Source organism: Streptomyces sp. NPDC059787 (assembly GCF_042732315.1).
In the GTDB taxonomy this organism is placed as follows: Bacteria; Actinomycetota; Actinomycetes; order Streptomycetales; family Streptomycetaceae; genus Streptomyces; species Streptomyces atrovirens.
On the sequence record NZ_JBHWHX010000062.1, the window covers coordinates 18,208 to 37,421 of the forward strand.

At 73.3% G+C, this 19,214-nt stretch carries 18 protein-coding genes and 2 pseudogenes; 11 read left to right on the forward strand and 9 right to left on the reverse strand.

Annotated elements, in window-relative coordinates:
- Positions 1–24: 24 nt before the first annotated feature.
- Genes ACFV5H_RS34230 through ACFV5H_RS34250 form a run of 5 tightly spaced genes read right to left on the reverse strand, consistent with a single transcriptional unit; the run spans position 25 to position 4,407 of the window.
- Positions 25–600 (reverse strand): hypothetical protein, encoded by a 576-nt coding sequence (locus ACFV5H_RS34230; RefSeq protein WP_385198663.1) that lies wholly within the window; start codon positions 598–600, stop codon positions 25–27.
- Between the two features lie 5 nt (positions 601–605).
- Positions 606–1,943 carry a DUF58 domain-containing protein gene (locus ACFV5H_RS34235; protein WP_385198665.1) on the reverse strand — a complete coding sequence of 446 codons (1,338 nt, stop codon included), beginning with the start codon at positions 1,941–1,943 and terminating at the stop codon, positions 606–608.
- Positions 1,940–2,938, reverse strand: coding sequence for an AAA family ATPase (locus ACFV5H_RS34240; protein WP_385198667.1), 999 nt, complete (start codon positions 2,936–2,938; stop codon positions 1,940–1,942). The genes ACFV5H_RS34235 and ACFV5H_RS34240 overlap by 4 nt, the downstream gene beginning before the upstream one ends.
- A 12-nt stretch (positions 2,939–2,950) precedes the next feature.
- Entirely contained in the window at positions 2,951–3,499 is a 549-nt protein-coding gene (locus ACFV5H_RS34245) for a hypothetical protein (protein ID WP_385057055.1), read from the reverse strand.
- Positions 3,500–3,507: 8 nt separating this feature from the next.
- Positions 3,508–4,407, reverse strand: coding sequence for a DUF4129 domain-containing protein (locus ACFV5H_RS34250; protein WP_385198668.1), 900 nt, complete (start codon positions 4,405–4,407; stop codon positions 3,508–3,510).
- A gap of 224 nt (positions 4,408–4,631) precedes the next feature.
- Between ACFV5H_RS34250 and ACFV5H_RS34255 the strand changes: the two genes are divergently transcribed.
- On the forward strand, positions 4,632–5,576 hold the full coding sequence (locus tag ACFV5H_RS34255; RefSeq protein ID WP_385198670.1) for a C45 family autoproteolytic acyltransferase/hydolase: 945 nt from the start codon (positions 4,632–4,634) through the stop codon (positions 5,574–5,576).
- Here the strand turns inward: ACFV5H_RS34255 and ACFV5H_RS34260 are convergent.
- A complete protein-coding gene (locus tag ACFV5H_RS34260; protein ID WP_385057047.1) occupies positions 5,489–5,962 on the reverse strand; it encodes a hypothetical protein in 474 nt (157 codons plus the stop codon). The two genes, ACFV5H_RS34255 and ACFV5H_RS34260, sit on opposite strands and share 88 nt — an antisense overlap.
- 113 nt (positions 5,963–6,075) lie before the next feature.
- Between ACFV5H_RS34260 and ACFV5H_RS34265 the strand changes: the two genes are divergently transcribed.
- The 4 genes from ACFV5H_RS34265 to ACFV5H_RS34280 all read left to right on the forward strand — a co-directional run bounded on the left by ACFV5H_RS34265 (position 6,076) and on the right by ACFV5H_RS34280 (position 10,588).
- Positions 6,076–6,597: a hypothetical protein gene (locus ACFV5H_RS34265; RefSeq protein WP_385198672.1), complete on the forward strand. Its 522-nt coding sequence runs from the start codon at positions 6,076–6,078 to the stop codon at positions 6,595–6,597.
- A gap of 107 nt (positions 6,598–6,704) precedes the next feature.
- The gene (locus ACFV5H_RS34270) at positions 6,705–8,009 is read left to right on the forward strand and encodes a DUF692 domain-containing protein (RefSeq protein WP_385057032.1); all 1,305 of its coding nucleotides are present in this window, start codon (positions 6,705–6,707) and stop codon (positions 8,007–8,009) included.
- A 107-nt stretch (positions 8,010–8,116) separates the two neighbouring features.
- Positions 8,117–8,887, forward strand: coding sequence for a TIGR04222 domain-containing membrane protein (locus ACFV5H_RS34275; RefSeq protein ID WP_385198673.1), 771 nt, complete (start codon positions 8,117–8,119; stop codon positions 8,885–8,887).
- Positions 8,888–8,980: 93 nt separating this feature from the next.
- Positions 8,981–10,588: an alpha/beta hydrolase gene (locus ACFV5H_RS34280; RefSeq protein ID WP_385057027.1), complete on the forward strand. Its 1,608-nt coding sequence runs from the start codon at positions 8,981–8,983 to the stop codon at positions 10,586–10,588.
- Here the strand turns inward: ACFV5H_RS34280 and hemQ are convergent, their stop codons facing one another.
- Positions 10,589–11,320, reverse strand: coding sequence for a hydrogen peroxide-dependent heme synthase (gene hemQ, locus ACFV5H_RS34285; protein ID WP_385057081.1), 732 nt, complete (start codon positions 11,318–11,320; stop codon positions 10,589–10,591).
- 5 nt (positions 11,321–11,325) lie between these two features.
- Positions 11,326–12,783 carry a protoporphyrinogen oxidase gene (hemG, locus tag ACFV5H_RS34290; protein ID WP_385057026.1) on the reverse strand — a complete coding sequence of 486 codons (1,458 nt, stop codon included), beginning with the start codon at positions 12,781–12,783 and terminating at the stop codon, positions 11,326–11,328.
- Positions 12,784–12,939: 156 nt separating this feature from the next.
- On the opposite strand from hemG, the gene ACFV5H_RS34295 reads away from it, so the two are divergent.
- Positions 12,940–13,950 carry a DUF4349 domain-containing protein gene (locus ACFV5H_RS34295; protein ID WP_385057023.1) on the forward strand — a complete coding sequence of 337 codons (1,011 nt, stop codon included), beginning with the start codon at positions 12,940–12,942 and terminating at the stop codon, positions 13,948–13,950.
- A gap of 48 nt (positions 13,951–13,998) precedes the next feature.
- Positions 13,999–15,396, forward strand: coding sequence for an FAD-dependent oxidoreductase (locus tag ACFV5H_RS34300; protein WP_385198675.1), 1,398 nt, complete (start codon positions 13,999–14,001; stop codon positions 15,394–15,396).
- Positions 15,397–15,532: 136 nt separating this feature from the next.
- Here ACFV5H_RS34300 and ACFV5H_RS34305 read toward each other — a convergent pair whose 3' ends face one another.
- The gene (locus ACFV5H_RS34305) at positions 15,533–15,862 is read right to left on the reverse strand and encodes a hypothetical protein (RefSeq protein WP_385057018.1); all 330 of its coding nucleotides are present in this window, start codon (positions 15,860–15,862) and stop codon (positions 15,533–15,535) included.
- Between the two features lie 133 nt (positions 15,863–15,995).
- On the opposite strand from ACFV5H_RS34305, the gene ACFV5H_RS34310 reads away from it, so the two are divergent.
- The 4 genes and pseudogenes from ACFV5H_RS34310 to ectC all read left to right on the forward strand — a co-directional run.
- Positions 15,996–16,808: a rhomboid family intramembrane serine protease gene (locus ACFV5H_RS34310; RefSeq protein ID WP_385198677.1), complete on the forward strand. Its 813-nt coding sequence runs from the start codon at positions 15,996–15,998 to the stop codon at positions 16,806–16,808.
- Between the two features lie 404 nt (positions 16,809–17,212).
- Entirely contained in the window at positions 17,213–17,713 is a 501-nt protein-coding gene (ectA, locus tag ACFV5H_RS34315; RefSeq protein ID WP_385057013.1) for a diaminobutyrate acetyltransferase, read from the forward strand.
- A gap of 57 nt (positions 17,714–17,770) precedes the next feature.
- Positions 17,771–19,063, forward strand: a pseudogene (ectB, locus tag ACFV5H_RS34320) (diaminobutyrate--2-oxoglutarate transaminase).
- 63 nt (positions 19,064–19,126) lie between these two features.
- A pseudogene (ectC, locus tag ACFV5H_RS34325) lies at positions 19,127–19,214 on the forward strand (L-ectoine synthase); the annotation flags it as partial.

The window sequence follows — 19,214 nt, forward strand, 5'->3', positions numbered from 1 at the left end:
ACCGCGCACCCGCCCCGGCCTCGCCTACCCTCTCCCACCCCACCACCGGGCCCCCATCACTCCACCACCGGCCACCAGCATCCCCACCACCACACCGGCCGCGATCACCCTTCCCACCCCGGACGCCGGCCCGGACACCGGAACCACCGCGGCGGCCGCCACGACCCCGGCTCCCGCACACGCCGCGGCGGCTTCTCCCCACACCCGCGCGGTTCCGCGCCCCCCTCTCCACGGCCAGGTCTCACTCGTCACCAGGTACGCGACCGACAGCACCACCACACCGGCCGCCTCCCACCACGCCGGGTCCCCGGACGCCGCGATCACCACGACACCGCTCGCCAGCACGGTCGTCCGGTGCCGCAGCAGAACGTGGGTCCAGCGCACCGACTCCAGCGACGGCCGCCGGTCCACCGCCGGTGCCGCCCACACCGCGAAGGCGACCGCGCATCCGAACAGCACCGCCTCGCGCGCCCCGCCCACCGTCACCCACGGCCGCCACGCCATCACGACGGCCGCCACCCCGAGCACCCGCACCGGCACGGTCCCGGCCCAGTACCGCGCGTACTCCCGGAAGGCCACCCGCGCGTCCGGCGCCGTCATCGCGCTCACCCCCGTCCCCCGATCCGCCCCGACAGCAACGGCGCCAACGCCAGGTCCAACGACTCGCCCGCGACGTGCCGCAGCACCGGCACCCCGCTGTCCCGCAGGGCGAACCGCATCGCGTCCCGGTCCGCGTGCCACAACCGCAGCCCCAACTCGCCCGCCGCGTCGCCGGGTTCGACGTGCGGATCCCCGCTGGGGATCTCCACGACGACCGGCCGGCGCCCCCGCCCCTGAAGATCCCGCAGCACCTTCAGCACCCGTGCGTCGCTCAGCGGAGTGAACACGTACACCAGGGCCCCCTGCGGCAGCGCGGGCGGCGGCACCCGCTCGAGCCCGGGTCCGTCGAACCGCCGGTCCCTGCGGACGTCCAGGACGCTTTCGACGATGCGGTAGAACGCCGCGTCCCCGGTCCCCGGCGCCAGCCACCGCGTGGTGCCCCCGGTCGAGACGACCCCCACCCGGTCGTGGGTGCGCAGATAGGCGCGGGCGAGCCCGGTGGCGGCCCGCACCGTCTCGTCCAGGGACGACACCCCGGTCACCGGGTCGACGACGTCCCCGAACGCGTCGAGCAGCATCACCGTGTCGGCGGCCCGCTCGGCCGCGAACCGGTGCAGTTGCACGGCCCCGCGCCGGGTCGTCGACGGCCAGTGGATGCGCCGCTGCCGTTCCCCGGGCACCCACGGTCCCACCCCGATGACCTCGACGCCCTCCCCGGCCTGCGGGGAGGCGTGCTCGCCGAGTCGCTGCGGCAGCCGCACCGGGATCGGGGTGAACCGGGCCTGCGCGGCGTGCGGGAACACGGACACCTCGGCCGCCTCGACCCGCACGGTGCGGCGCACGGTGCCCCCGGCGTCGTACACGTCGAGGTCCACCGGGCCGAGCGACCAGCGTCCCCAGCGCAGCGCGGTGTGGCGCAGCGTCACCGTGGACGGGCCGACGACGACCTCGTCGAGCCGCAGGCCCGGGCCGAGCGTGACGCCGGGGTCGAGGCGGACGGCGCCGCCGTCGTGAGCCACCGCGATGCGGAGGGTGACGGTGTCGCCCTCGAAGCAGCGTTTCGGTTCGACGGTGGCCGATGTCTCGATGCGACGGGCGTACGTACGCGGCAGCGCGAGCGCGAGCAGTACCAGCGGCACCGCCGCGAGCGCGAGCAGCCACGCCCGGCCCGTGAGCAGGGCGGCGGACAGCGCGACGACGGCGACGGTCAGCAGGCGCAGTGTCCGCTCGCCGGGACGCGGTCCGCCGGGCGGCGGGGGCGGTGGCTGCGCCGGACCGCTGCGCCCCTCCAGGGCGCGGACCACCGCGGCGCCCGGCCGCGGCGCGGGTGCGGACGGGGTCACGACGGCAGGGCGGCCGTACGCCGCGTGGACGGCGTGCCGACGCTGTCGACGATCTCCCGCAGCACGTCGTCCGTGGACATCTCGCGCACCCACAACTCCGGCCGCAGCGACACCCGGTGGGCCAGCGCGGGCACCGCGAGTCCCTTGACGTCCTCCGGGACGACGTAGTCCCGGCCGTCCAGCACGGCGCGTGCGCGCGCGAGCTGCGCCAGGGCGAGTCCGCCGCGCGGCGAGGCGCCGATGCTGATCTGTGGGTGGTCGCGGGTCGCGCCGACGAGTGCGACGGCGTACTCCAGCAGGTCGTCGTCGATCTCCACGCGCTCCACGACGGCCCGCCACGCCACGACGTCGTCCGGTCCCGCGAGCGTGTCGAGCGCGGCCTCGGGTGCGGCCCGGTCGATCCGGGCCCGCAGCATCGCCAGCTCCTCCGAGGCGGCCAGGTACCCCATCCGCACGCGCAGCTGGAACCGGTCGAGCTGGGCCTCGGGCAGGGAGTAGGTGCCCTCGTACTCCACCGGGTTGGCGGTCGCGATCACCAGGAACGGGTCGGCGAGCGGCCGGGTCTCGCCGTCCACGGTCACCTGCGACTCGGCCATCGCCTCCAGCAGCGCGGCCTGTGTCTTGGGCGGCGTCCGGTTGATCTCGTCGGCGAGCAGGAGGTGCGTGAAGACCGGGCCGGGGCGGAACACCATCTCGCCGGTGCGCCGGTCGTACAGCGGCGTTCCGGTGACGTCCGACGGCAGCAGGTCGGGCGTGAACTGGATCCGGCGGAAGTCCAGGCCGAGCGTGGTGGCGAAGGACCGCGCGAGGAGCGTCTTGCCGAGCCCCGGCAGGTCCTCGACGAGGACGTGCCCGCCGGCCAGCACGGCCAGCATCACCAGTTCGAGGGCGTCCGACTTGCCGACGACGGCACGGCCGATCTCGCGCAGTACGGCACCGGCCTGCTCGCCGACCTCCCCGGCGGTGCGGGGCCGATGCGTGGAGGAACTCGTCACGTGGTTTCTTCCTTACGAGTACGGGGGGTTGCGTGTGCGGGGTGCGCCGAGTGCCTCGAGCCGGTCGACGAGACGGCACAGCACGTCCAGGGGAACGTCGCCGTCGGGCCCGGTCCGGGGCGGCTCGTGCCCCAGCCACGGCCACAGCTCGGGTCCGATCAGCTCGGCGGCACGCCGGGGCTGGTGGTCGAGCGAGACATGGTGGTGCTCGGCGAGCACGGCGGTGTACAGGCGGCGCAGTTCGGGCCGGAGCACCGCGCGGTAGTAGAGGGCGCCGTCGGGTCCCGTGGCGGTCCCCACGTTCCGTCGCCACTCGCCCATGCCCGGCGCCCGTGTCCGCAACAGCCGTACCTCGTCCCGCCGTCCGGAGTCGAAGGCGCCCGCCCCGGCGACGTACCGGGCGACGAGCAGCGCGGTGACGACGAGCACGGCCACGACGGCGCCGGCCGCCTGGAGTCCGTCGAGGAGCAGGACGAGCAGGACACCGGAGCCGGCGACCGCGCCGCCGAGCAGCCCGAGCCGGCGCAGGGTGAGCGTGTCCCGTCCCGAAGTCCTCTCCACGGCCCGGCTCACCGTCCGGCCTCCCGGCCCTGGAGCAGCGAGGCGATCTCCTCCAGCGCGTCGGCCGCGGCCTCACGGTGCGAGCCGTCCATCGGGTGCGAGGAGTAACGGGCCTCGCGGAACAGCGCGGTGAGACGCGGTGCGGCCGGAGTCGGGGCGAGGCCGGCGCCGGCGGCGCGGGTGAGCAGGTCGGAGGGGCTGTCGGAGGCACGCCGCTGCACGCCGGACGCGGCGAGGGCGTCCTCCATCGCGGCGTAACAGGCGATGACGGCCGCCCGGGCGTCACCGGTGCCGGCCAGAGCGCGGCGGCCCGAGTGCACGGCGGACAGGAGCAGACTCGCGTCGTCGTCCTCCGCCGGGGCGCCCGCGGGGCCGGGGCGCTGCGGCACCGTCAGTCCGTGCCGTCGCAGTCGCCGTACGACGGCCACCGCGACGACCACGACGACGACCGCGGCCAGCAGACCGAGCAGGAGGGACAGCGGCAGGGACAGGCCGTTTCCCGAACTCCCTTCGGGAAGTGGCTTGTTGAGGCCCGGTGGCGGGGAGGGTGGCGGCGGGGGTTCCGGTGAGGTGGTGCCGGGCGGTGTGCTGTCGTCGTCGAACCGGTGCAGGACCAGGGCCAGGACGCCGATGACGCCCGCCCCGGTGAACAACAGCGGCACGGCGGCCTCCCGCAGCCGCTCCTCGCCCGGTGGCAGCACGGTGCGGCCGGCGCCGATCCGGTGGCGAAGGCGGTCGACGGCCAGCATGGCTCCGGCCGTCCAGGCGACGGACGCCCCGATCGCGACGAAGCCCCATTGGCCGAGCGGACCCTTGCCGGGGTGCAGCAGCCCTTCGGCGGGCCGCAGCACGAAGGCGGCGACGGCCAGCGCCCCGACGACCCCGGCGGCGACCACCGGTCCGGGCACCGCCCGCTCCCCTTGTTCCATGCCGTCCCCCGCTGAACACATCCCCCGAACGCCAGTTCACCGCATCCTGGCACACGCCGAACCACCCGGCGGGTTCGGTCGAGGCACAGAGTCGAACGGACGGACGAGGTTTGGGTGGCGTCGGCGATACGGAGCAGGGAACTGCCCGTGAAATCAAGTAGGTTGCCCCTACTTCACCCGAGGCACGTAAGGGAGCGACCGGAATGAGCCCGCTGCGGAAGACCTTCCGTGCCATCGACATCGGCGACGGCGGCGACGGCCGCTGGGCCGGCCACGTACAGGCCATGTGGCCGCGTGCGGAGGGGTGGATGACCGAGGAGAGCCGGACGGCGGAGGGCTCGGAACGTGCCCGGAAGCTGTTCGGGACACACATGCCGGAGCTGGTCCCGGTCCTGGAGCGGCTCGCCCGCCGGCTCGACCGGCCGGGCGCGGAGACCTTCCTCACCCTCGCCGCCCTGCGGCCGTTCTTCTCCGGCTGCACCCAGATCGGCGCGAGCGGCACCCTGCTGCGCAACTACGACTTCGCCCCCGACGAGTGCGAAGGCACCATCGTCTCCTCGCACTTCCTCCGCCCGGTCATCGGAATGCAGGACGCGGCCTGGGGCCTGCTGGACGGGATGAACGACGCCGGGCTCGCGGTCTCGCTCACCTTCGGCGGCCGGTACGTCCACGGCCCCGGCTTCGCCGTCCTCATCGTGCTGCGCTACCTGCTGGAGACGTGCGACACCGTCGACGAGGCGGTCGGCAAACTGCGGTCCATACCGATCGCCGTCCCGCAGAACGTCACCCTCGTCGACTCCGAGAAGTCCGTGACGGTGTTCGTGGGACCGGACATCCCGCTGACCGAGGCACCGGACGCCTGCGCCGCCAACCACCAGCACCTGCCGGTGCCGGACGACCAGGAGCGGTTCTCCCGGACCCGGGAGCGGCTGAACACCGTCCGGGCGGCGGGAACGGACGTGGCGGCGATGCTGGAGCCGCCGCTGTACCAGTACGCGTACGACGAGGGGCTGGGGACGGTCTACACCGCCCACTACCGGCCCACCGAGGGCCGCGTGACCTACCACTGGCCCGGCGAGACCTGGGAACAGTCCTTCACCGACTTCGCTCCCGGCTCCCGCGTCATCGCGCTCGGTCGAGCCGGCTGAGAACCGGGCCTCGCCCGTACAACCCACATGTACCCGGCCAGACCGAGCGCCCCACGGACCATGGCGTCGGCCCACACGGGCACGACGTCCCGCACGGAGTTCCATCCCGCCGCCCGGAGGAGAAGCAGGCTCAGCACGCCGGCCACCGCGACCGCGCTCCCGTACTTGACCGGTGTCGTGCGCCGTCTGCCCAGCCAGGCGCCCAGGAGCCCGGCCGGGATCTGCACCGCCACGTGGAAACCCGCACAGGCCGACGGGACGGTGACGAGGAGGAGGAAGGGGGCGTCCGCGCCGGGATCGCCGGGCGGCGTGGCGTAGGCGGCGGCCGACATCCAGTACGGCGGGACCAGGAACGTGAGCAGGAGTACGGCTCCGCTCAGATGCATGGCCCCGAGGTGCCGGAGCACGGAACGCGAAGCCCCGGGACCTCGTTCTCTCCCGTCCATGCCTCCCCTCCCCCGGTCGTAGGCGATCATAAGCGGATGACCAGGGAGGCACCGTGAACCGACCGCTGCTCTTTCTCGACGTGGACGGACCTCTCAATCCCTACGCGGCCCGACCGGAGAGACGCCCCGCCGGGTACATCACGCTCAGGGTGCCGGTGGAGCGAGGGCCGTTGTCGTCCCGACGGCGGCCGTTGCGTGTGTGGCTCAATCCGGAGCACGGGCCGGCTCTCCTGCGGCTCGGGTACGAGCTGTGCTGGGCCACGACCTGGATGGGGGACGCCAACCGGTGGATAGGTCCCCGGCTCGGGCTGCCCGGGCTTCCCTTCGTCGACTTCGGTGACGCCCTGTTCCGGGAGCGGCCCGACGGGGTGCACTGGAAGACCGGCCCGCTGGTGGAACACGCCGGCGGACGGCCCTTCGCCTGGGTGGACGACGAGCAGAGCGAACTCGACCAGGAGTATGTGGCCGCCCACCACCCCGGAGCCGGGCTGCTGCACCACGTCGATCCGCGGATCGGGCTCCGGGAGGACGACTTCCGTACGCTCGCCGGCTTCGCCCGGCCGGCGCGCCCCTAACCTCAAATGTTCCTCTGAAGGTGGACCGGACGCGGTTCGGGGATGTGCCGGGAGGTCATATCCCTCTCACCTACGGGGGGCCGGACATGCCGGTGGAGGAGGGGACGATGGTGCGACTGGGGACGGGGATCGGGTGGCGGCCGGAGATCGCGGAGGCCGTCGAGCACATGCCGGGGATCGACTGGGTCGAGGTCGTGGCCGAGAACGTGTGTCCCGGGCATCTGCCCGAGTCGCTGACGCGGTTGCGTGAGCGGGGGGTGACCGTCGTACCGCACGGGGTCTCGCTGGGTCTCGGCGGGGCCGAGCGGCCCGACGAGGGACGGCTGGCCGCCCTCGCCGAGCGGGCCGGGGCGCTCGGGTCACCGCTCGTCACCGAGCACATCGCGTTCGTCCGGGCGGGCGGGGCGCTGACCGCCTCGTCGCCGATCGAGGCCGGGCACCTGCTGCCCGTACCGCGCACCCGTGACGCCCTCGACGTGCTGTGCGAGAACGTCCGTATCGCGCAGGACGCGCTGCCCGTGCCGCTCGCCGTGGAGAACATCGCCGCGCTGATCTCCTGGCCCGGCGAGGAGATGACCGAGGGGCAGTTCCTGTACGAACTGGCCGACCGGACCGGCGTACGGCTCCTCATCGACGTCGCCAACCTGCACACCAACCACGTCAACCGGGGCGAGGACCCGGCCGAGGCGCTCGCCGAACTGCCCCTGGAGGCCATCGCGTACGTCCATGTCGCGGGCGGGTTCGAGCGGGACGGCGTGTGGCACGACAGCCACGCCCACCCCGTCCCGCGGCCCGTGCTGGACGTGCTCACCGACCTCGCCTCCCGGGTCTCCCCTCCCGGCGTACTGCTGGAGCGGGACGAGAACTTCCCGGAAGCGGAGGAGATGGAGCGGGAGTTGGGCGCGATCCGGCGGGCGGTCGAGGAGGGGGCGGAGCGCCGGGACGCGAACCCGGCGGCGGTCGTGGGGGTCCGGCCCGAGCCGCGGCAGGGCTCCCTCGAGGCCGCCCGGGAGCGGCTCGCGCTCGCGCAGACCGCGGTGCTGTCCGCACTGGTCGCCGGTACGCCCGTACCGGAGGGGTTCGACCGGGCGCGGATGGGGGTGCAGGCGCGGGCGCTCGCCGCCAAGCGGGCCGATGTCGTCGCCAAGGTCGCGCCCGAGCTGCCGGTGATCCTCGGGGACGGATACCGGGCCGCCTTCCTCGCGTACGCGCAGACGCGGCCGATGACCGGCGGCTACCGGCGGGACGCGCTGGACTTCGCCGAACATGTGCTGGCCGGACGGCCCGAGGACACGTCGGCGCGGCGCGCGTTGCGGGAGTGGTGGCTGGAACGGTCGGGCTCGAAGCCGCGTTCGCGCAGGCCGGCGGTGCGGCTGGCGCGGGCCACCCGGCGGGTGTTGCTGCGGCGCTGACCGCCGACGCCCGACAATCCAAGCGGAACGTCACATACCGACAACGCTCCGTCCCGGATCGTGAACAAGGCATGGTGCTGTCGCGACCGCGCGCTTACAAACGACTCATGTTCTGGGTCCCTCTTCTGCTCCTGGCCTGGGCCGTCGCCGGTGTGACGTGCCTGCGGCTGTGTCTGGCCGCCGTGCGCGGCGCCGCCGTGACCGGCTCCGACGCGGGGACGGGACGCGATCTGACGCTGTACGAGGCCGCGTTCCTGTCCGGTGGCCCCGGCCGGGTCGCCGACGTCACGCTCGTCGCGATGGCCCGTCAGCGGCGGCTGCTGCTCGCGCACACCGGCTGGGCGACGGTGGTCGATCCGCGCGGGCGGGACGAGATGGAGCGGTCGGTGATAGGGGCGATAGGGCCTCAGGGGCAGTCGCCGCTCGCCCCGGTGCGGGCCGCCGCGGCGACCGCGGACGCCGTGCGCGGGATCGCCGAACGGCTGGTCGGCGCCGGGCTGGCGGTGCCCGACGGCGCCGGTACGACCGTCGCGGACGCGGTGCGGCAGGTGCGGCTCGCCGTGCCGGTCGTGGCGGGGCTGGGGACGGCCGCCCTGCTCATGCCCGTGCCGTCGGACATGCCGCGCCATCTGGTGGCGCTGTGGTTCGCGCTGCCGCTGGTCTTCACACTGGGCTGTCTGGCCGTCGCGCGGTTCGAGGTCCGCCCGTGCTCGCCCTGGGCCTCCCCGGCCGGTCAGCGTCTGCTGGGCGCGCTGCCCCGCGGCGCCGGTGACGACCGTACGTGTCTCACGTCCGTCGCGGTGCACGGCATCCGCGCGGTGGACGAGCCGGAACTGCGCGCGGCCTTCGCGCACCGGGGGCCCCACGAAGGGCATTGACGCCGACACCCCGGCGGGCGGTGCTTGCCTCACGCCAACTCCAGGCGAAACATCCCTTTTGTCGCCGTTGTGCACCGAAGGGATCGTTCGTCGATGAGAACCGCCGCCGCCGTCCATGTGGCCGCCGGGTCCTTGCTGCTCACCACCCTGGCCGCCGCCCCGGCCGGCGCGAGACCCGCCGACGCCGAGCCGCGCGGCACCGCGACGGCCGTCGCGCGGGCCGTGGCCGAGGGCATCGACTTCGGCGCGTGCCCCGCCGAGCAGGAGCTCCCCGGCACCGTCCAGTGCGGCACGGTCCGCGTCCCGCTCGACTACGCCCGCCCGAACGGGAAGCAGATCGAACTCACCGTCAGCCGCGCCCCGGCCACCGGGAAGGACCCCGGCAACAGCAGGCGCAAGGTGCGCAGGCAGGGCTCCCTGGTCCACAACCCGGGCGGGCCGGGCGCCACCGGCATGTACTTCCCGATGATGGGCGCGCTGCCCGAGTGGAAGCGCCTCGCGGCGGCGTACGACCTCGTCGGCTACGCCCCGCGCGGGGTGGGCCGTTCGGCCCCGCTGTCCTGCACGGACCCGGGGACGTTCTTCAAGGGCCCCTCGAAGGCGCCCGTCCACCCCACGGCGGCGCACAAGCGGGAGCGCGTCGCGCGGGCCAAGGCGTACGCGCGGGGGTGCGCCGAGCGGAACGGCGACTCCCTGCGGTACTACAACTCGCTCAACAACGCCCGTGACCTGGACGTCCTGCGCGCCGCGCTCGGCGAGAACCGGCTGACGTTCCTGGGATCGTCGTACGGCACGTACCTCGGGGCGCTGTACGCCACGCTGTTCCCCTCGCACGTACGGCGGATGGTGTTCGACTCGGCGGTGAACCCGGACCCGGAGCAGATCTGGTACCGCAACAACCTCGACCAGTCGGCGGCGTTCGAGGACCGCTGGGCGGACTTCCGGACGTGGGCCGCCCGGCACGACGACGTGTACGGGCTGGGGGACACGGCGCGCGAGGTGCAGGACGGTTACGACAAGGCCCGTGCGCGGCTGGCGAAGGAGCCGGCGGGCGGGAAGGTCGGGCCCGAGCAGTTGCAGGCGGCGTTCCTGAGGACCGGATACTACGACGACCACTGGCCGCACCACGCGCAGGCGCTGTCGGCGTATCTGAAGGGCGATCCCGCGCCGCTGGTCGAGCAGGCCCAGGAGTATCCGGAGGCGGCGGAGGAGGCGGAGAACACGCGGGCGGTGTATCTCGCCGTGGAGTGCAACGACGCGCCCTGGCCCACGGACTGGGCGGTGTGGGACCGGGACAACACCCGGCTCGCGCGCCGGGCGCCCTTCGAGACCTGGGGCAATGTGTGGACCAACCTGCCGTGCGCCTACTGGCGGGCGCCCCGGCAGCGGCCGCTGGACGTGCGCGCGGGGAGCGGTGAGCTGCCGCCGACGCTGATCCTGGCGGCGGAGCGGGACGCGGCCACCCCGTACGACGGGGCCCTGGAGCTGCACCGGCGGCTGGCGGGGTCGGCGCTGGTGACCGAGCGGGACGCAGGCAGCCACGGCCTCGTGGGCGGGGCCAACGCCTGCGTGCACGGCCACCTGGAGGCGTATCTGCTGGACGGCCGGGTCCCGGGGCGGCGCGCCTCCTGCGCACCGCACCCCGAACCCGAGCCGAAGCCGGCGAGCGACCGGGCCGGGAAGGACCGGCCCGCCGTCTGATCAGGCCAGGCCCGCGACCAGTTCCGCGACGTCCTTGCGGCGGCCCGTGAAGAACGGGACCTCCTCGCGGACGTGCATCCGGGCCTCCGAGCCGCGCAGGTGGCGCATGAGGTCGACGATCCGGTCCAGTTCGTCGGCCTCGAAGGCGAGGATCCACTCGTAGTCGCCCAGGGAGAACGAGGCGACCGTGTTGGCGCGCACGTCGGGGTAGCCGCGGGCCATCTTGCCGTGGTCGGCGAGCATGCGCCGGCGGTCCTCGTCGGGCAGCAGGTACCAGTCGTAGGAGCGCACGAAGGGGTAGACGCTCACGTAGTCGCGGGGCGTCTCGTCGGCGAGGAACGCCGGGATGTGCGACCGGTTGAACTCGGCGGGCCGGTGCAGCGCCATGTTCGACCAGACCGGCTCGAGGGCGCGGCCCAGCCTGGTGCGGCGGAACAGGTTGTACGCCTCCTGGAGCTGGTCGGCGGTCTCGGCGTGCCACCAGATCATGAGGTCGGCGTCCGCGCGCAGGCCCGACAGGTCGTAGGTGCCGCGGATCGTGACGTCCTTGGCGGCGAGCTGGTCGAACAGCTCCTGGACCTCGTCGGCGTACCCGGCGCGGTCCTCCGGCAGGACGTCCTTCAGCCTGAAGACGGACCAGAGGGTGTAGCGGATGACCTCGTTGAGGTCCTTGGCCAGCTTGCCCTTGTTCGGGATCCGGTCGGGGGCTGGGGTGGTGGCGTCGTCACTCATGTCCTTCATTCTCCCGCTCCTCCGTGGAGGCTCTGCACCGGGTTGGCGGTGAGTTCCTGCACAGCGTGCAGGTCACCGTGGAGCTGGTCGGCGGCGGCGTACGCGCTCGCGATGCACGCGGGGACGCCGACGCCGTCGTAGGCCGCGCCGCACACGGCGAGACCGGCGAGCCCGGCGAGGTGCTCGCGGACGCGGGCCACGCGCGCGTGGTGGCCGACGGGGTACTGGGGCAGGCCGTCCTGCCAGCGGGTGACGCGGGTGGCGACCGGGGCGGCGTCCAGGCCGACGGCGGCCTTCAGGTCGTGCCGGGAGACCTCCACCAGGTCGGCGTCGTCGCGGCGCAGGATCTCCGTCTCGCCGTGGCGGCCCACGGAGGTGCGCAGGACGACCAGGTCCGGGTTCTCCTCGGCGATCCAGCCCCATTTGGCGGAGGCGAAGGTGGACGCCTTGATGGTGCGGCCGTCGACCGGCGGCACCAGGAATCCGCTGCCCTCGGGCAGCTGGGTCTCCGCGCGGCGGTAGGCGAGGGTGATCAGCGCCATGGAGGCGTACTCGACGCCGGCGAGTTCGGCGGCGGCGCCGGGCGCCTCGGCGCGCAGCAGGCCGGCGGCGGCCGGGGCGGGGACGGCGACGACGACCCCGTCGGCGTGCAGGGTACGGTCCCCGGCGACGACCCGCCAGCCGTCCTCCGGTTCACGGCGCAGCTCCGTGACCGGCGTGCCGGTGAGGATCTCGACGCCGTCCGCCCGCAGCGCGCCGGCGACCGCGAGCGGGAGGGTGCCCACTCCGCCCGCGATGCCCATGAAGACGGGACCGGTCCGCGCCGAGGCGGCGGACTTCGCCTGGATCCCGCGGACCGCCTCGGTGAGGGAGGTGTGGGTCCGGGCCGCCTCGAAGAGCTGCGGGACCGCCGAGCGCATCGAGATGCGGTACGCGTCACCCGCGTACACCCCTCCGAGCAGGGGCTCCACCAGGCGGTCGACGACCTCGCGGCCGACGCGCGCCGCCACGTACTCACCGACGGCCACGTCGTCGCCGACCTCGGTGCGGGGCAGGTCGGCGTCGCGTCCGATCCGGGCCAGTCCCTCGTCGGACAGGACGCCGGCGAGGGCTTCGGCGGTGCCGGGCACGCCCATGACGTGGCCCTTGGGCATGGGGCGCAGGGCGCCCCGGGTCCACAGCGAGGCGGTGGCGGTGGCCGGCGGCCGGAGCCGGTCGGCGAGGCCCACCGCGCGGGCGAGACCCACCGCCTCGGGGCGGCGGGCCAGCAGCGACTCGGCGCCGAGGTCGACGCGCGCGCCCGCGATCTCCCCCGGCAGCAGTTTGCCGCCGACCCGGTCCGAGGCCTCCAGCACGGTGACCCGCGCCCCGCGCTCCCGCAGCCGGTGGGCGGCGGCCAGCCCGGCGATTCCGGCTCCGACGACGACGATGTGCTGTCCGGAGCCCGCATGTGATCCGCTCATGGCTCCACCCTCTCAAACGCCACCGGCACTCCCGCCAGGGCCATGTGGCCCTGCCGAGTCCCTACCGTGACCGCATCGGGACCGTCCGGCGCCAACGTTCCGCGCCCCTCCGGCGTCGAAGGAGCGTCAGTCACCACGACACCGGGGGAGCCCCAGATGCGCACACGACGATCCCTACGACCCGCCCACGCCCTGGCCGGGGTCCTGCTGGCGGCGGCCCTCGCCGTCAGCGGGTGCAGCGGCGCGGGCGACGACTCCGGCGCGTCCGGGGTCGCCGACAAGGCCGCCGCGCCGGCGGAGGGGCAGGCCGCGCAGGAGGACGCGAAGCAGGGCGCCGCCGGCGGCTCGGCGGACGGCGCGAAGGCGACCGCGCCGCCGGCGGCCACCGCGAACCACATCATCCGCACCGCCTCCCTCACCGTGCAGGTCGAGGACGTCCCGAAGGCGCTGGACGAGGCCCGGACGACGACCGGGACCGCGGGCGGCTACATCGGCGACGAGACCACCGACCGGGACGAGGAGGGCCACGAGCACACGCGCGTGGTGCTGCGCGTACCCGTCGGGGAGTACGACGAGGTCCTCGCCGATCTGGAGGGCACGGGCAAGCTCCTCGAACGCAGCGCGAAGGCGCAGGACGTCACCGACCAGGTCGTCGACGTGGAGAGCCGGATCACGACCCAGCGGGCCAGCGTGGCCCGCATCCGCGAACTGATGGACCGGGCCGACAAGCTCAGCGACGTGGTCACCCTGGAGGGCGAGCTGAGCAGCCGCCAGGCCGACCTGGAGGCCCTGCTCGCCCAGCAGGCGTCCCTGAAGGACCGTACGAGCCTGGCCACCATCACCCTGTCCCTGTCCGAGACGCCGGTGGACGAGGCGGCGAAGGACGACGATCCGGGGTTCGTGGACGCCCTCGCGGGCGGCTGGGACGCGTTCGTGACGATGCTGCGCTGGCTGGCGGTGGCGATCGGCGCGGTGCTGCCGTTCGCGGCGGTGGCGGTGCTGCTGGTCCTGCTGTGGCGGAAGGTCGTACGCCCCCGGCTGCCGCGGCGGCCGGAGCCGGCGCCCGTGCCGGGCGCCCTCGGCCCGCTGCCGACGGCCCGGCCGGTGCCGTCCCCGGCGCCCTCCCCGGCGCCCCGGCAGGCACCGGAGGGGAACGGGAAGGACTGACACCCCCTCGGCCGGGCCTGAAATCCCCTGCCCCCGTAGCGTGTTCACATGAACATGAGCGATGCGCGCGGTGCGAGGGAACGCCTGGTGGTGATCGGCGGTGACGCCGCGGGGATGTCCGCGGCGTCACAGGCCCGCCGGCTGAGGGGCCCGGACGAGCTGGAGATCGTGGCGTTCGAACGCGGCCACTTCACCTCCTTCTCGGCGTGCGGCATCCCCTACTGGGTGGGCGGCGACGTCCCCGACCGGGACCGGCTGATCGCGCGCACCGCCGAGGAGCACCGCGCGCGGGACATCGATCTGCGGCTGCGCACCGAGGTCACGGAACTCGACCTCGACCGGGGGCGGGTGCGCGCGCGGGACGTCGATTCCGGCGCCGAGTCCTGGACGTCGTACGACAAACTGGTGATCGCGACCGGTGCGCGGCCGATCCGTCCGGAGCTGCCCGGCATGGACGCCCCCGGGGTGCACGGCGTGCAGACCCTCGACGACGGACAGGCCCTCCTCGACACGCTGTCCCGCACGCGCGGGCGCCGCGCGGTGGTCGTCGGGGCGGGTTACATCGGCGTGGAGATGGCCGAGGCGATGATCAAACGCGGCTACGAGGTGACGGTCGTCAACCGCGGCGAGGAGCCCATGGCGACCCTCGACCCCGACATGGGGCGCCTGGTGCACCGGGCCATGGAGGGCCTGGGCATCACCATGGTGAACGACGCCGAGGTCACCGAGCTGCTCACCGGGGACGACGGCAGGGTACGGGCGGTCGCCACCGAGGACGCCGAGTACCCGGCGGACGTCGTCGTGCTCGGCATCGGGGTACGCCCGGAAACCACCCTGGCACGGGCCGCCGGGCTTCCCCTGGGGGAACACGGCGGGCTGCTCACCGACCGGTCGATGCGGGTGCGCGGGTACGAGAACGTCTGGGCCGGCGGCGACTGCGTGGAGGTCCTCGACCTGGTCTCCGGGCAGCAGCGGCACATCCCGCTGGGCACGCACGCCAACAAGCACGGCCAGATCATCGGCGCGGGCGTCGGCGGCGGCTACGCCACCTTCCCCGGCGTGGTCGGTACGGCGGTCAGCAAGGTGTGCGACCTGGAGATCGCCCGCACCGGACTGCGGGAGAAGGACGCCCACCGCGTGGGCCTGCGCTTCGAGGCGGTCACCATCGAGTCGACCAGCCGCGCGGGCTACTACCCGAACGCCTCCCCCATGACGGTGAAGATGCTCGCCGAACTGCGCACGGGCCGCCTCCTGGGCGTCCAGATCGTCGGCCACGAGGGCGCGGGCAAACGCGTGGACATCGCGGCGGTGGCCCTGACGGCCGGCATGACGGTCGACCAGATGACATCCCTGGACCTGGGCTACGCGCCCCCGTTCTCCCCGGTCTGGGACCCGGTCCTGGTGGCGGCAAGGAAAGCGGCGACGAAAATCAGGGCGACCATGTGACGAGGGCCGGCGCAGCGCCCCTGGAAGGGGCGCGGGGCCGAGTTCGACATGCGGCTCCGCCGCGTGGGCGCGACAAGCCACGACGAACCGGCACTCCGCAACGCGACCACACCCCTACGGCGCCCCCGAAAAACCCTCACGCCGTCCCATTGATCCTCTCGATCGCCTGCCGCGCCTGTTCCGCCGGCGGGCGTGACGGCAAGGAGGCCACTGACGCGCCTGCGGCGCCTGCGGCCGGCGCGGCCGTCGGCTCCCCCGCCGGCCTCGCATGCGCAGCGGCCTTCACGGAACGCAACCGGTGGCTCACCGCCTCCTCCAGCGTGACCGGCCGACGCATCTGTGAGGCGAGCCGCCCCGCCTCCTGCCCCAGCCGGGCGACGTCCTCCCACGGAAGGCGCACCACGAGCGTGAGCTCGGCCTCGCCGTCGGGCAGCGCGTGCATCGCGGGAGTCACTCGGTCGTTCATCGCCAGTTTCCTCACGTCGGCCCCGCGGCCCCTTCCCCGGGCCGCAGACGGTCGACAAGTCATACGCACGACCGGACGGCGGCGTTCAGCGGCGCCGCGGATTCACCGACCGCCGCCCGGGCACAAGGGGGATGTGGTCATCCCCGTCCATGACGTGAACCCCGCGCGGCGCACCCCCTGGGTGACGTACGCGCTGCTCACCGCCGGCTTCGTCGTCTTCGTCGTCCTCACGCCCGGTGTCGCCGGCTCTCCGGCCGGCGGGGGCGACCTGGCCGACCTGTGCCACCTCCAGGCGTTCCTGGACCGGTACGCGGTGGTGCCGCAGGAGCTGATCCACCACCGGATGCCGCACCTGGTGCCCACGGGCGACACCGGGGTGGGCCCGCAGGGTCCGGGATGCGTGATCGGCCCGCCGGGTTACGGCAAGTCACCGGAGCTGAGCGTCCTGACGGCGATGTTCCTGCACGGCGGCTGGCTGCACCTGCTGGGCAACATGCTGTTCCTGTGGATCTTCGGCAACAACGTCGAGGACCGCATGGGCCACGTCCGCTTCCTGCTCTTCTACGTCGTCTGCGGTTACGCGGTCTCGTACGGCTTCGCCCTGCTGAACGCCGACTCGGGCGAGCCCCTGATCGGCGCCTCCGGGGCCATCGCCGGGGTGCTGGGCGCCTACCTGGTGCTGTATCCGAAGGCGCGCGTGTGGGTGCTCGTACCGTTCCTGATCTTCCTGCCGCTGCGACTGCCCGCCTGGATCGTGCTGGGCATGTGGTTCGTGCTCCAGGCGGTGTACTCGTCCGGCCAGGGCGTCACCGACGCCGGGACGGTGGCGTACGTGGCGCACGTCGTCGGCTTCGTGGCCGGCATGCTGCTCGCCTGGCCGCTGCGCCGGGGCACTCCCCCGCCCCCCGAGCCGCGCGGCGTCCTCTTCGGCCGGCGGGCGCGGTAGGGGCCCGCCGCACCCGGGGTCGCCGTTCCGCGGTGTGCCGGGGCGTCCCGGCTCGCCGGCTCGGGCGCCGATTGATAAAATTCCGTCGCCCTCCGCGGAAAGGCTTCGTAGAACAAGTCGCGCGGTTCCGGTTTCCCCGCGACCGGCGAGGGGAGTTCCCTGTCCCTCGCATTTAAACGGGCCTGCCCGTCTGGTCTTCCGTGGTCACACGGACGTAACATCGAACCGAAAGTGTTCGACCTGCGTTCTCACACGGACAGCCGGGACACGGGCGCCCCTCGCAGGACATACGCCCCACCGGAGCGGGAAATCCCGGCGGACACGGAAGACACGAGACACGCGAGTCAATCCGGGCGCGATCAACCGTACAGGTCGGTTCGCACGGGGAGAGCGGGGTGTGTTTCATGGACACACTGGTCATGACGGCTCCCACGGTCGAGAACGGGGCCGCGGCATGGCGCATCGCCCGCGATTCCGGGGTGCTCGACGTGAATTCCTCCTACAGTTATCTGCTGTGGTTCAGGGAATTCGCCCGCACGTCCGCGGTGGCTTTGCGAAGCGGTGGCACGCCGGTCGGATTCGTCACGGGGTTCCACCGCCCCGAGCAGCCCGGCACCCTCGCCGTCTGGCAGATCGCCGTGGATCGGGAGCAACGGGGACATGGCGTCGCCAGTGCCCTGCTGGACCACCTCACCGCCCGGTTGACGGCCGTCGGCGCCCTCCGGCACCTGGAGACGACCATCGGTGCGGACAACACCGCGTCGGACCGGCTGTTCAGGTCGTTCGCCGAGCGGCACGCGGCACCGCTCGAAAGGGGCGTGCTGTTCCCCGCGGAGCTTTTCCCCGACGCCCATGAGGCCGAGTTCCTGTACCGCATCGGCCCGCTGGGCCGCCGGTCGGCGTGATCGACCGAACCGGCATCCCCCTCCCTTTCCTTTTCCCCTCCGGAGGAGCGATCCCTCATGGCATTCGGAAATTCCGACCGGGACGTCTTCGAAACACTCGAGTCCGAAGTGCGAAGTTATCTCCGCAACTGGCCCGCGATATTCGACCGCGCCCGCGGAAGCCGACTGTACGACGAGAACGGCCGACCGTACCTGGACTTCTTCGCCGGTGCGGGCGCACTGAACTACGGGCACAACAACCCGGTCCTCAAGCGGGCACTTCTCGACTATCTCGAAAAGGACGGCGTCACTCACGCCCTCGACATGTCGACGGTCGCCAAGCGGACTTTCCTCGAGACCTTCCGGGAGATCGTGCTGGAGCCGCGCGGGCTGCCGTACAAGGTGATGTTCCCGGGTCCCGCCGGAACCAATGCCGTCGAAGCGGCCCTGAAACTGGCCCGCAAGGTGAAGGGCCGGGAATCCGTCGTCTTCTTCACCAACGCCTTCCACGGCATGTCGTTGGGCTCCCTCGCCGTCACCGGCAACGCCTTCAAGCGGGCGGGCGCGGGTGTTCCGCTGGTGCACGCCACCCCCATGCCCTTCGACGACCCCCTGGACGACCGGGCGTCCGGTTTCTCGTGGCTCGAGCGGTTGCTGGAGGGCGGGGGTTCCGGCCTGGACACCCCCGCGGCCGTGATCGTGGAGGCGGTGCAGGGCGAGGGCGGCATCAACGTGGCGCGGGCCGAGTGGCTGCGTGATCTCGCCGAGCTGTGCCGGCGCAGCGACATGCTGCTGATCGTCGACGACATCCAGATGGGCTGCGGCCGCACCGGGGCGTTCTTCTCCTTCGAGGAGTCCGGAGTCACGCCCGACATCGTCACCCTGTCGAAGTCCATCAGCGGCTACGGGCTGCCGATGGCACTGACCCTGTTCCGGCCCGAACTGGACGTCTGGGAGCCCGGGGAGCACAACGGCACCTTCCGCGGCTTCAATCCGGCCTTCGTGACGGCCACCGCCGCGCTGGAGGAGTACTGGCACGACAGCGGGCTGGAGAAGTAGACCCTGGCCCGCGGCGAGGAGATCGGGCAGGACCTGGAGACCGTCGCCGCCGAGGGGCCGGGCCGCGCCCCCGGCGTACGCGGCCGGGGCCTGGCGTGGGGTGTGGAGTTCGCCGACACCTCGCGCGCCTCCCGCGTCTGCGCCCGCGCCTTCGAACTGGGTCTGCTTGTGGAGACGTCGGGTCCCGACGACGAAGTCGCGAAACTCCTCCCCCCGTTGACCATCAGCGACGAGGAACTGGAGGAGGGGATCGCGCTGTTCGCCCGCGCGGTGCGGGAGACCGAGCCTCCGCTGCGGACTCCTCGCCGCTGAGCGCGCGGCACCACGGGGCGCACGGGCGATCGGTCCCGTCCGCGGAAGAAAGGTGACACCACCGTGATCGTCCGTTCGTTCAAGGAGCTCGAAGGCACCGACCGGCACGTGAAGTCGGCGTCCGGCACCTGGGAGAGCAAGCGCATCGTCC